The following is an 11,150-nucleotide window of genomic DNA, read 5'->3' as shown; positions in this document are numbered from 1 at the left end:
CAGGTGAATGAATCGATGTCCGACCGCGCCCGCGACTATCAGGCTCAGGTGACGGGAGCCCCGAAGGGCTCCGCGTACCGGGTCAAGCGAGGGGACGAGGAGGTCGACTTCGACGGCTACGACCCGGAGGAGAACCTCCTGCTGGAGGCCAAGGGACCGGGCTACGAGAAGTTCTTTGGTACCGACCTGAAGGCAAAAGAGTTCTTCAAGAAAGAGAATGCCCTGGTTGATCAGGCGCAGCGGCAGTTGAGGGTATCTGGAGGAATGCGCGTTCGATGGGTGGTCGCTGAGGAGAAATTCGCGGATGCATTGCGCGCTCTATTCAGGCGTCGAAACGTCAGAGTGGAAGTACGCTCCCTTGCGCCAAACCAATGAGCTGCATCGACTGAATGACTGACTACTACTACGTAGGGGGCTACTGGCTGGGGCGATCCGAGGATGCGGGGGCCTGCGCCACTCGAGCGTCAAACCTGTTCAACGAACTGGGCCGCCTTGAGCCTGAGTGGCGGGTGTGGCACGAGGCAGGACGCACGTTCAAAGAGGCCAGTGCACGTACGTTCTCGACCGACCGTGCGAACTTCCTGAAGTTGTTCGCGCGGAAGAAGAACCGGCTGGGGGATGCCTTTCGTTATTGGCTGTGGACGGGAACACATCCGGAGCAGACAAGCCTGGTCGATGGCTACTGCGGCTCCGCAGATGATGTGCCGACTTCGATCTGCCTGGTCAGCCCGCCTCGCAAGGGCACGGTGGCCGGACGCGTGCTGACAGCACCCGTCTTGCGCGAGGTGCTCCGTTCAGTGGTGCGCTGTTGGGAGCCGGCGTGGGGCGTTGTTGCATCCGAGAAGTATCGGGATGAGGTGTCGCCTTCCTCGTCAGGGGACGTGGGCACCTTCGTGGGCTGGATGACCTACTTCTCCCGGCAGTGGGGCGAGGTTCCGCCGCTCCCTGCCCCTGTGCGCGTCGAGCCCGTGGAGGACCTGGGCACCCTGGTGATCCTCACGGAGGAACGCTTCACGGTGACGAACCCGGAGCACGTCCGGCTGGCCACGGAGGTGCACCAGGTTCTCGATGCCGCCGGTCTACTGCGCCCCTTGTGACAGGAACACCTCCGCGGCTCCTGGCTGACCGCGTGCCTGCGCTTCCTGCCGGTGGAACGCCGTGAGCGTCCGCGCCAGGTCGTCCACTCCGCCGAACTGGAAGCCGAGCTGCGTGCCGTAACGGATGCAGCCCTCCACCTTCTTCGGCAGGTGCTCCGTGATGTCCACCGCCAGCGGGCGCAGGCCCTGCGGCACCGCGGCGTCCGGGTGGGCCTGCGGCTGGCGCACGGCGTAGGGCGTGTCCCGGTAGTAGAGGAGCCGGGTCGTCGGGATGCCCAGCCCCTTCACGGCCCGCACCACCTGCACGTGGTCCACGTGGCTCCCCAACGCCTGCGGCACGAAGACCCGGTCCGGCTTCAGGTCCCACAACACCGGCTTCAAACACCCCGCCACCTTCGCTTCGATGACGTCTTCCGCTCGCGGTGGCTGGAACAGCGCCTCCGGGCTCGCGTAGCCCCGGTGCGGTGCCTCCTCCAGGTCTCCCCACCACAGATGGTCCACGCCCATGCAGGCGGCGAAGGCGCGGTCCTCGTCCCGCCGCAGGGCCATGTAGTCCACCTCCGGCGCCAGCCCCTTGGAGGTCTGACAGTGCAGCGCGAAGCCCTTCGGCCCCGGCACCGACCGCGTGAAGACGGTGACGAGCGCCACCGTCCACCCCTTCGCCTTCAACGCCGCCAACGTGCCGCCACAGGAGAAGGCGACGTCGTCCAGGTGCGGCGACACGAACAGGGCCGTGCTCATAACAGGTGCGGCGCCGCCCGGAACCGGCACGTGGGGTCCGCGCGCTCCTCCGTCATCGTCGGGTCATAGAGGTGCGTCCACCGCGTGTCCGGCCGCGTGCCGGTCAGGTTCCGGTAGACGCCCTGAATCCGCCGCCCCACCGCGCGCCATGAGTACAGCTCCCGCACCTCGCGCAGCGCCGTCGCCGCCAGCCGCTTGCGCAGCGGCGCGTCGTCCATCAGCCGGCCCATCGCATCCGCCAGCGCGTCGCTGTCCTTCGGCGGCACCAGCAGGCCGTCCCGCCCGTCCTCCAGGCAGTCCACCACCCCCACCGCTCGCGTCGACACGATGGGCAGCCCGGACGCCATCGCCTCCAGCAGCGTGTTGGAGAAGCCCTCGGAATACGTGGGCGACACGAACAGGTCCCCGCTCCGGTACAGGTCCGGCGCCTCCGCGTAGCTGGACACCCCCGGCAGCTCCACCACGCCCTGGAGCCCGTCCGCCTTCACCCTCGCGCGCACCGCCTCCAGGTCCGGTCCAATCCCAGACACCCGCAGCTTGAACTTGCGCCCGTCCGCCACCAGCCGCCGCACGGCGTCCAGCAGCTCCATCACCCCTTTCCGGGCGTCCACCCGGCCGTGGTACAGCCACACCGGCACGTCCCGCGTCTCCCCCAGCGCCGGCTCGCTGCGCGGATGGAAGCGCTGCGTGTCCGTGGCGCCGGGGACGATGGTGAAGCGCTCCAGCGGGGTCCCGTGGTGCCCGCTCACCTCCCGCGCGAAGGACAGGCTCCCAATCAGCAGCGCCCCCGCGTGGCCCAGCACCGCGAGCATGGCCTGCTTGTGCGTCCCGCAGCAGGTCCCCACCCAGTGCCCGTCCCCGCCCTGGATGGAGACGACGTTGGGCAATCCCAGCAGCCTCGCAGCCTGCAGCGCCGCCAGTCCGCACGGATAGCCGTACTGCGCATGGATGAGGTCGAAGGGGCGGCGCCGGTGCTCGCGCACCACCGTGTCCACCATCACCTCCAGGTCGTGCTCGAAGCTGGCCGGCTGCCCCTGGTTGATGCGCTGCTCACCCACCGACTCACAGCCCAGCACGTGCGCGCCCGGGATGCCCGGCGGCGGACCGCCCCCGTACACCGCCATGCCCGCGGGGTCGCTGCGGTACTGGCTCACCATCGTCACGTCGTGCCCGCACGTCACCAATTCCCGCACCAGGTTCAACGCATAGACGCTCATCCCGGAGATGGCCGGGAAGAACCTCCGGGAGATGAAGCAGATCCGCAGTCCGTTCACGCTGTTCACGCCGCCACCTCCGCGCCCGTCGGCAGGCGCTCCCGCAACCATTCCAGCGCCCGGGGCACCAGCTCGTGGGCCCGGTGCGCGTCCCGCGACAGCTCCACGCACACCAGCCGGTCGTAGCGGGCGCGCGTCAGCTCTCGGAGGACCGACGGCACGTCCACGTCCCCTTCGCCGAACGGCAGGTGCTCGTGCACGCCGCGCTTCATGTCCTCCAGCGCCACCGTGCCCAGCACCGGCGCGAACTCGCGCACGGCCTCCGCGGGCGTGCGCTCCTGCGTCACCAGCAGGTGCCCCACGTCCAATGCCAGACGCACGCCGGGCACCTGGGCCTGCAGCCGGCGCCAGCCGTCCACCGTCTCCACCAGCATCCCCGGCTCCGGCTCCACCGCCAGCACCACGCCGCGCGCCGCCGCGTACTCGAAGAGCCGCTTCAGGCCGTCCACCAGCCACGGCCACGCGGCCTCCTCCGTCACGCCCGTGCGGGGCACGCCCGCCCAGAAGGACACCGCCTCTCCCCGGCACGTGCCGCACACGTCCACCGCGCGCTTCAGGAACTCCAGCCGCCGCGCGCGGCCCTCCGCCTCCGGGGTGATAAGCGTGGGCTCGTGCTTCCTCCGGGGGTCCAACAGGAAGCGCGCCCCCGTCTCCACCACCAGCCCCAGGCCCAGCCGCTCCAGCCGCGTGGCGAGCTTCACCGTGCGCCGCTCGAAGTCCGGCGCGAACGGGTCGAAGTGGTGGTGGTCCAGCGTCAGCGCCACGCCGTCGTAGCCGCTGTCCGCGATGAGGCCCAGCGCGTCCTCGAAGCGGTGGTTCGACACGCCGTTGGTGTTGTACGCGAAGCGCAGGGCCATGGCTCACTGCCCCCCGAAGCGGCGGCTCGCGAGCACCTTCGGCACCGCGTGGCGGTCCGGCTCCCGGTAGAGCGCGTACAGCCGCCCCACGCGCGCCTCCGCCAGCCGCACGTTGAACCAGACCGGCCCGCCCAGCCGCGCCTCGGCCTCCGGCGTCAGCCGCACCGGCTGCGCGCCCGGCGGCGGCGCTCCCAGGCCCACCAGCGGGTCCTTGCGCTCCAGCAGCCGCGCCGCGTTGCGCTCGCCCAGGCGGTTGTACGTCATCGTCTCCACCTCCAGGCCCGGCACCAGCGCCTTCACCACGTGCACGTGGTGGCCCGGCGGGGACAGGTCCGAGACCAGGACGTCGAAGCCCGCCGCGTGCAACTGCCTCACCACGTGGTCGCAGCGGAGCGACGGGTCCTCCACGGAGGGCGTCCGGGGCAGGTCCTCGAAGCGCACCTTCTGGCGGACCGTCAGCGTGCACGCCGTCAGCTCGCGCAGCGCCTGGGCCGGCATCCGCGCCCACTCCACCATCGCGTTCAGCGCGCGCGGCTCCTCCGCGTCCAGGTCCACCTGGGGCACGAAGCGGTCCATGTATTCCGGCGGCGCCACCCGGGCCACCTCGCTCAGCGGCCCGTGCATGAACGCCTTGCGCGCGCGCGAACAGGCGTACTCCAGCAGCGCCTTGCGCAGCGCCCGGTCCCGGTCCGGATCCGCCGCCTCTCCGCACGCCGTCACCATCAGCGGCTGGTCCCCCACGGACAGGTCGCGGCCCACCACGTACAGGTTCACCATGCCGAAGTCCGTGCCGGCCAGCTTCGCCATCACCTCCACGCCCGCGCGGCGGTAGCGCTCCAGCAGCTCGCGCACGTCCGGCGCCAGGTCCGTGCCCTCCAGGTCCAGCACCACGCCCTGGTCCATGGCCCGGTACATCAGCCCGTTGCCGTCGCGCTGGATGAGCTCCAGCAGGCCGTGCGCCAGCGCCTGGGGCCGCGTCAGCCCCGCGCCCTGGCCGTTGGTGATGGGGGTGATGAGCGGGGTCCGCCCCTGCAACTGCCCGGGGTGGATGGCGACGTACTCCTCCGGCACCAGCACCCGCTCCCCGGTGGACAGCCGCTGCATCTCCACCCAGACGAGCGGCAGGTCCGGTTGGTACGGACTGCCCGCGGGCAGCCCCAGCGTGAGCGGATCCGCCACCGCCGTGGGGCCTCGCGCGCGCACCAGCGCCGCGTAGCTGCCGTGCACGCGCGGCATGCGCTGCATGGCGAGCTCACAGAAGGTCTCCTCCACCAGCTCGCCCAGCGCGCCCACCCGCGCCTCTTCGTCCGTGCGGCCATATCCGTTGCCGTGCAGCACGGAGCCCGGCCCGCCCCCCAGCGCCAGGCTGGCGGAGGCCACCGGAATCCCCAGCCGGTCGATGGGGTCGATGCGGAACATCTGCAGGGCGCCGGTGGACACGGCGTGGTGATACGCGTCGATGGCTCGGGCAATGCTCATGACAGTTCCTCCAGGGGAAGGGGACGGGTGTGCGGCATGCCCGAGAGCAGCCGGTCGAACAGCGCCAGCGCGTGCCGGCGGGTGACGCCGCGCGCGAACTCGAACGAGGTGAAGACGTTCTCGAACGGGAGCTCCTTGAGCACCGCGCGGTAGCGGCGCAGCTCGCCGTGGCTCAGCGGGATCGCGGCGTGGAAGCCCTTGTGGCACGACAGGCCCGTGGGCCTGCCCCGCGCGTCCAGGTCCACCTTCAGCGCGTCGCCGCAGAACAGCGAGCGGGTGCGCGCGTCGTACAGCACCATCTGGCCCTCGTAGTGGCCCCCCACGCAGTGCAGCGTCAGGCCCGTCGCCAGCTCGTGCTCGTCATCCACCGGCCAGCGCACCTGGAAGGCCTTGCTGTAGGGCACCGCGTCCCGGTGCAGCACGAGCAGCGGGTCGAAGTGCTCCTGCAACTGCCACAGCGCCCCGAAGCCGTGCGGGTGTGACGCGGACAGCCTGTGGATGCCGCCCATCACGTCGATGAACTCCAGCGCGGGCCGCGAGTACCAGGGCGCGCCCTCGAAGCAGACGTTGCCCTCCGGCCTGCGCAGCAGCCAGCCCGTGGGGCCCAGGCCGAAGGTCGGCGTGCAGGTGAAGCCCCAGACGCCGGGCAGCGTCTCCTCCCAGCGCGTGGTGAGCCGCTCCGACACCTGGCCCGCGGTCTGGAAGTCCCAGCCGTCGCGCGGCAGCGCGTTGCGCACGTCCAGGCAGGTGGGACAGCCCGTGGGCCGCTCGCGCGGGAAGCCCGGCTGCCACGTGCCGCAGTGGGTGCAGGCGTAGCGGGTCAGTGGCATGACGGAAACGCCCTCCCTGCCTGCGTCGCCTGCGTGAGCAGCCCCACCAGCCGCACGTCGCGCTCCGGCGCGAACGGCTGCGGGCGGCCCTCCAGCACGCACGCGGAGAAGTTCTCCACCTGGTGGAGGAAGGGGCTCCGGTCCTCCTCTGGCGACAGGGGGACCCACGTCTCCTCGCCCGTCTTCGCGTCGGTGAGCGACAGGGAGCCGCCGGGCGTCTGGCCCATCGTCTTGTACGCCAGCGCTCGCGCCCGGGTGCCGATGAGCTCCAGCGTGCGCCGGGGGTACGCGTCCGGGCAGTTGTAGGCCACCTGCAAGAGGCCCAGCGTGCCGCTCTTGAACTGGCCCATCAGCACCGCGCCGTCGTCCACGGCGTAGCGGTGCACGCGCCGCTGGGTCAGGGCGATGAGCGACTCCCACTCGTCGCCGAGCACCACCTCCAGCAGGTCCAGGCCGTGCGGCGCCAGGTCGATCATCGCGCCGCCGCCGGCCTGCTCCGGGTCGATGCGCCAGTTGTCCGGGGCCCAGTCCTCGGGCAGCCAGCAGGCGTAGTGGATGCGCGCCTGGGTGACGGTGCCCAGCACGCCCTCCTTCACCAGCGTGCGCAGCTTGCGGTGCGCCGCGTGGTGGCGCTGGTCGAACGCGGTGGCGTAGTGCACGCCCGCGCGCTGGCACGCGGACACCATGCGCAGGCCGTCCCGGGGCGTGACGGCCATGGGCTTCTCGCACAGCACGTGCTTGCCCGCGGCGGCGCACGCCTCCGTCATCGCCGCGTGCAGGTGGTTGGGCGTGGCGATGTAGACGGCCTGCACGTCCTTGTCCGCCAGCACCGACCCCAGCGCGGTGTAGCGCTTCACGTCGTCCGCCGGGATGCGCATCAGCGCCTCCGCGTTCGCGTCACACAGCGCCACCAGCCGCGCGTTGCTCGCGCCCTGGAGCGCCGGGATGACGTAGTCCCGCGCCACCCAGCCACACCCCACCACCGCCCAGCCCAGCCTCCGGGCCTTCGGCTTCGCCTCGAACATGGTCACCGCCTGTTGGGAAGGTTCAGGAATGGCCGCCCGCTCATGGCCACACCGCCGCGTCGCGCAGGACTGCGTTGCCGAACGTCTGGAGCGGGCCGGGGTGGATGAGCTCCAGGTCCTCCATCGCCTGGCGCAGGGTGAAGCCCGCCGCGCGGGCGTGGGCGTCCAGCTCCAGCACCCGGTCCAGCGCGTCCGCGGCGTTGAAGGCGCGCGCCTCCGCCGAGTCCACGTTGCCGGTGAGCGCCAGCGCCTGCCGCACGACCCCGGCCAGCCGCTCCGGCAGCGACGCCAGGGCCTTCTCCGTGAGGCGCTTCATGACGGGCTCCAGCAGGTCCCCCAGCAGCGCCTCGCCGCCGTAGCCCGCGTCCGGCAGCGCCGCGTTGAAGAGGTGGTGGGAGAGCCCCGCCACGAAGGGCAGGGCCGGGGACGCGCCGAAGCAGGGCGCGACGAGCACCGCGCCCACCGCCACCGCGTAGCAGTGGTCCGCGTGGCCCTCCTGCGGGGACACGAGGATGCGCGGCCGGCCGGGGAACGTGGCCCCGGCGCGGGGCTGGCGCACCAGCCGGTCCACGAACGCGGGCGGAGGCACGTGACAGGCCTCCTCCCGCGTCTGGGAGAGCGCCACGGCCAGCCGCTCCCGCAGGCCGGGGTCCAGCGGCCCGGCGACCGCCTCCAGCCCCCGGTGCAGCACCCGCGTCGCGTCCAGCGGGGACAGCCCCGCCCGCTGGAGGACGTCCATGTCCAGGCCGCCCAGCCGCACCGCCGCCAGCGCGCGCGCCGTCTCCTGCAGCGCCACGCCGCGAGGGTCCATGCCGGAGGCCAGCGCGGCCCACGCCCGGCGGAAGCCGTGCGCCGCCAGTCCGTCCGGATGGTCCGGGGTGCGCAGGCGCTTGAGGTCCATCAACTCCGACAGGAGCGGGCGGAGCTCCGCCAGACGGCTCGGGGCGGCCGTGTCACGCGCGGGTGCGTTCATGGCTTCAGCCCCTGATGCGTTCCGGCTGGCGCTCCACCTGCCGAGCGCGGCCCGCGCCAAGCCACGTCATCAGGCGGCGCTGCTGCTCCGGCATGGCGTGCTCCACGGGCTGGCCGTCCTGCGACATGGGGGCCTTGAAGAAGCAGCCCAGCGCGTCGATGACGCCGCACTCGCCCCGGCGCTTCGCCAGGTCCAGCGTGCGCGCCAGCTCCACGACGAGCGGCGCGGCGAGGATGGAGTCCTTGCAGAGGAAGTTGAGCTTCAACTGCATGGGCTGCCCCAGGAAGCCCGTCACGTCGATGTTGTCCCAGGCCTCCTTGTTGTCCCCGCGCGGGCGGTAGTACTGGATTTGAACGACGTGGTCCTGGACCTTGTAGCCGAGGATGCTGTCCAGCGCGGCGCCCTTGGTGTCGAGCTTGTTCTGCCGCGAGGCCGGGTCGTTGAGGGCCTCTCCGTCGCGGTTGCCCAGGATGTTGGTGGAGTACCAGCCGTCCACGTGCAGCGCGCGGTCGCGCAGCGCGGGGGCGAGCACCGTCTTGAGCAGCGTCTGCCCCGTCTTGCCGTCCTTGCCGGCGACGGGCGCGCCCGTGCGCTTGGCCAGCAGGAGCAGCGCGGGCACGTCCGCGGCGACGCTGGGCGTGAAGTTGGCGAACGGGATGCCGTCCACGATGGCCGCGTACGCGTAGAGCATCGCGGGGCCGATGTCCGGGTCGTTCGCGTCCAGGGCCTTCTCGAAGGCCTCCGGCGTGGCGAACTCCGGGCGGGTGAGGTCCACGGCCTTCTCCGTGGAGGCCAGGTTCACCACCACCACGCGCTCCAGCCGCTCCCGCTCCTTGAAGCGGGCCAGGTCGTCACGGATGGCCCGCACCTGGTCGCGCAGGGTGCGCGCCTTCTTCTCCGCGGTGCCCACGACGTTCTTGCAGAACTTCGCGTTGGAGGCCGCGGGCCACGGCCGCATGCGGCCCAGCGTGGGCGCCACCGCCTCCAACTGTCCTTCCGTCAGCACGGCGTGGTTGCGCGCCGCGTGCGCCAGGTCGTCCTCGAACAGGTCCCAGCCGCCGAACGTCAGCGCGCCGTACTCCACCAGCCCCATGCCCTGGGCGTCCGCCAGCGGCAGGCCCCGGGTGTCCACCCGTCCCCGGCGCAAGAGCTCCATGCCCGCCACCGCCGTGGTCGCCACCGCGCCACCCAGTCCCACCACCGCCACGCCCAACCGCTCATTGCCCGCCATGTGTGAAGCCCCTCCCCCACCGTTGTGCCCCGTGCTCTCGCGATGACACCTTGGCGGCGCCCCGGGGTGACGGGAGCCCCGTGGCTGGAAGCGCTTCCTGCGCCCACCCGCTGCGAGAGTTTCGGGAAAGTCCGCACTCCCGGAGGGCTTTCAACTCAGCCCCCGGACGGTGCGAACTGTCGGCTGGAGGAGGGTCGTCTCAGACGTGGCGCAGCTTCCAGCCGCCGCGCCGGAAGAGGGCGGCGCTCGCCAGCCCGAGCGCGCCGTAGGTGACGGCGATGGCGATGAACGCGCCCGAGGGCCCCAGGCCCAGGGGATGGGAGAGGACCCACGCGAGCGGCAACTGGAGGCCCCAGGAGAAGAGGGCGTTCACCACGGTGGGGGTGGTGGTGTCGCCCGCGCCGTTGAAGGCGTGGGGCAGCACGGTGACGAAGGCGTAGAGGGCCAGGCTGCAACTGACGATGCGCAGGCAGCGCACGGCGTGCAGGCCCACCTCCGGCTCGGTGGTGAAGCGGTGGATGAGGGGCTCCGCGAAGAGGAGGAAGCCCACCGCCACCACGCCCAGGAACGCGAGCGTGTAGAAGCTGGCGCGCCACGCGGCCCGCTCCGCGCGGTCGGTGTCGCCCGCGCCCAGGCTCTGGCCCACCAGCGTGCCCGCCGCGTGGGACAGGCCCCAGGACGGCTGCTGCGCGAAGAGCAGCACGCGCATGGCCAGCGTGTAGCCCGCGAGCGCGGTGCTGCCGAAGGTGGCGACGATGCGCATCAGCACCAGCCAACTGGACATGCCCAGCAGCGACTGGAGCGTGGCGCCTCCCGACAGCCTCAGCAGCGAGCGCAGCGCGGACGGCTCCACGCGCAGGTGGCGGCGGCGCAACTCCAGACGTCCGCTGCCCTTGAGCAGGCGGTACACCTGATACAGCACGCCGGTGGAGCGGCCCAGGGTGGTGGCCAGCGCGGCGCCGGTGACGCCCATGGCGGGCACGGGGCCCAGGCCGAAGATGAACAGCGGCGCGAGCACGATGTTCACGGAGTTGGCCAGCCACAGCGCGCGCATGGACGTGGCCGCGTCCCCCGCGCCGCGCAGGATGGCGCTGATGAGGAACAGCAGCATGATGATGGGGAAGCTGGCCAGCATCAGCCGCGTGTAGCCCGCGCCGTGCTCGACCACGCCGGGCGCGGCGCCCAGCGCCAGGAGCAGCGGACGCGCGAAGTAGCTGCCCGCGAACGCCAGCGGCACGGCCAGCGCGAGCCCCAGGCCCAGGGCCTGCACCGCGGCGCTCGCGGCGCGCTCCGGGTCCTTCTGCCCGATGCGCCGCGCGATGAGCGCGGTGGCGCCGATGGACAGGCCCAGCGGCAGGGTCTGCAGCAGCGTGAGCATGGACTCGGTGAGGCCCACGGTGGCGATGGCGTCCGCGCCCAGGCGCGACACGAAGAGCACGTCCACCAGGGCGAAGACGGACTCCATCACCATCTCCAGCACCATGGGCACGGACAAGAGCAGGAAGGCGCGGTCCACGGGCCCGGTGGCCAGGTCCTCGGTGGAGCCCTTCAGCGCAAGCCACAGGGAGGCGAGGAGGCCCCTGGCTCCAGCGGCAGGAGGGGCGGCGTCCCGGGCGAAGGTTTCAGGCGGGGGTTGCGTCATG

General features: G+C 71.9%; 11 protein-coding genes. 2 read left to right on the top strand and 9 right to left on the bottom strand.

Annotated elements, in window-relative coordinates; translation table 11 throughout:
* The coding region (locus K8612_RS36865; RefSeq protein ID WP_223765679.1) for a Tox-REase-5 domain-containing protein at positions 1 to 375 on the top strand (375 nt) is incomplete at its 5' end.
* Positions 376 to 389: 14 nt separating this feature from the next.
* Positions 390 to 1,097, top strand: coding sequence for an immunity 52 family protein (locus K8612_RS36860; protein ID WP_223765678.1), 708 nt, complete (start codon positions 390 to 392; stop codon positions 1,095 to 1,097).
* Here the strand turns inward: K8612_RS36860 and K8612_RS36855 are convergent.
* The 9 genes from K8612_RS36855 to K8612_RS36815 all read right to left on the bottom strand — a co-directional run bounded on the left by K8612_RS36855 (position 1,080) and on the right by K8612_RS36815 (position 11,149).
* Positions 1,080 to 1,838, bottom strand: coding sequence for a PIG-L deacetylase family protein (locus K8612_RS36855; protein WP_223739733.1), 759 nt, complete (start codon positions 1,836 to 1,838; stop codon positions 1,080 to 1,082). The two genes, K8612_RS36860 and K8612_RS36855, sit on opposite strands and share 18 nt — an antisense overlap.
* Entirely contained in the window at positions 1,835 to 3,121 is a 1,287-nt protein-coding gene (locus K8612_RS36850; protein ID WP_223765677.1) for a glycosyltransferase family 4 protein, read from the bottom strand. Before K8612_RS36850 ends, K8612_RS36855 begins: the two co-directional genes overlap by 4 nt.
* Positions 3,118 to 3,969, bottom strand: a complete 852-nt coding sequence (locus K8612_RS36845; RefSeq protein WP_223765676.1) for a sugar phosphate isomerase/epimerase — start codon at positions 3,967 to 3,969, stop codon at positions 3,118 to 3,120. The genes K8612_RS36850 and K8612_RS36845 overlap by 4 nt, the downstream gene beginning before the upstream one ends.
* Before the next feature lie 3 nt (positions 3,970 to 3,972).
* A complete protein-coding gene (locus K8612_RS36840) occupies positions 3,973 to 5,448 on the bottom strand; it encodes a YcaO-like family protein (protein WP_304503948.1) in 1,476 nt (491 codons plus the stop codon).
* Positions 5,445 to 6,278 (bottom strand): MBL fold metallo-hydrolase, encoded by an 834-nt coding sequence (locus tag K8612_RS36835; RefSeq protein ID WP_223765675.1) that lies wholly within the window; start codon positions 6,276 to 6,278, stop codon positions 5,445 to 5,447. Before K8612_RS36835 ends, K8612_RS36840 begins: the two co-directional genes overlap by 4 nt.
* Complete coding sequence (locus K8612_RS36830; RefSeq protein WP_223765674.1) at positions 6,269 to 7,303, bottom strand: Gfo/Idh/MocA family protein; 1,035 nt, start codon at positions 7,301 to 7,303, stop codon at positions 6,269 to 6,271. Before K8612_RS36830 ends, K8612_RS36835 begins: the two co-directional genes overlap by 10 nt.
* A gap of 40 nt (positions 7,304 to 7,343) precedes the next feature.
* Positions 7,344 to 8,276 (bottom strand): hypothetical protein, encoded by a 933-nt coding sequence (locus K8612_RS36825; RefSeq protein ID WP_223765673.1) that lies wholly within the window; start codon positions 8,274 to 8,276, stop codon positions 7,344 to 7,346.
* A gap of 4 nt (positions 8,277 to 8,280) precedes the next feature.
* Positions 8,281 to 9,507 carry an inositol-3-phosphate synthase gene (locus K8612_RS36820; RefSeq protein ID WP_223765672.1) on the bottom strand — a complete coding sequence of 409 codons (1,227 nt, stop codon included), beginning with the start codon at positions 9,505 to 9,507 and terminating at the stop codon, positions 8,281 to 8,283.
* Positions 9,508 to 9,706: 199 nt separating this feature from the next.
* Positions 9,707 to 11,149, bottom strand: coding sequence for an MATE family efflux transporter (locus tag K8612_RS36815; RefSeq protein WP_223765671.1), 1,443 nt, complete (start codon positions 11,147 to 11,149; stop codon positions 9,707 to 9,709).
* Between the last annotated feature and the right edge of the window lies 1 nt (position 11,150).

The organism is Corallococcus sp. AS-1-6 (assembly GCF_020037015.1).
Lineage (GTDB): Bacteria > Myxococcota > Myxococcia > Myxococcales > Myxococcaceae > Corallococcus.
Note: the sequence above shows the minus strand (reverse complement) of the source record. Positions and strands in the feature narration are given on the sequence as shown.

What these genes read in the sequence shown, in the direction of transcription:
- K8612_RS36820 (WP_223765672.1), bottom strand. Translation starts at nt 9,507, where the DNA reads ATGGCGGGCAATGAGCGGTTGGGCGTGGCGGTGGTGGGACTGGGTGGC.
- K8612_RS36825 (WP_223765673.1), bottom strand. Translation starts at nt 8,276, where the DNA reads ATGAACGCACCCGCGCGTGACACGGCCGCCCCGAGCCGTCTGGCGGAG.
- K8612_RS36845 (WP_223765676.1), bottom strand. Translation starts at nt 3,969, where the DNA reads ATGGCCCTGCGCTTCGCGTACAACACCAACGGCGTGTCGAACCACCGC.
- K8612_RS36835 (WP_223765675.1), bottom strand. Translation starts at nt 6,278, where the DNA reads ATGCCACTGACCCGCTACGCCTGCACCCACTGCGGCACGTGGCAGCCG.
- K8612_RS36855 (WP_223739733.1), bottom strand. Translation starts at nt 1,838, where the DNA reads ATGAGCACGGCCCTGTTCGTGTCGCCGCACCTGGACGACGTCGCCTTC.
- K8612_RS36860 (WP_223765678.1), top strand. Translation starts at nt 390, where the DNA reads ATGACTGACTACTACTACGTAGGGGGCTACTGGCTGGGGCGATCCGAG.
- K8612_RS36815 (WP_223765671.1), bottom strand. Translation starts at nt 11,149, where the DNA reads ATGACGCAACCCCCGCCTGAAACCTTCGCCCGGGACGCCGCCCCTCCT.
- K8612_RS36840 (WP_304503948.1), bottom strand. Translation starts at nt 5,448, where the DNA reads ATGAGCATTGCCCGAGCCATCGACGCGTATCACCACGCCGTGTCCACC.
- K8612_RS36830 (WP_223765674.1), bottom strand. Translation starts at nt 7,303, where the DNA reads ATGTTCGAGGCGAAGCCGAAGGCCCGGAGGCTGGGCTGGGCGGTGGTG.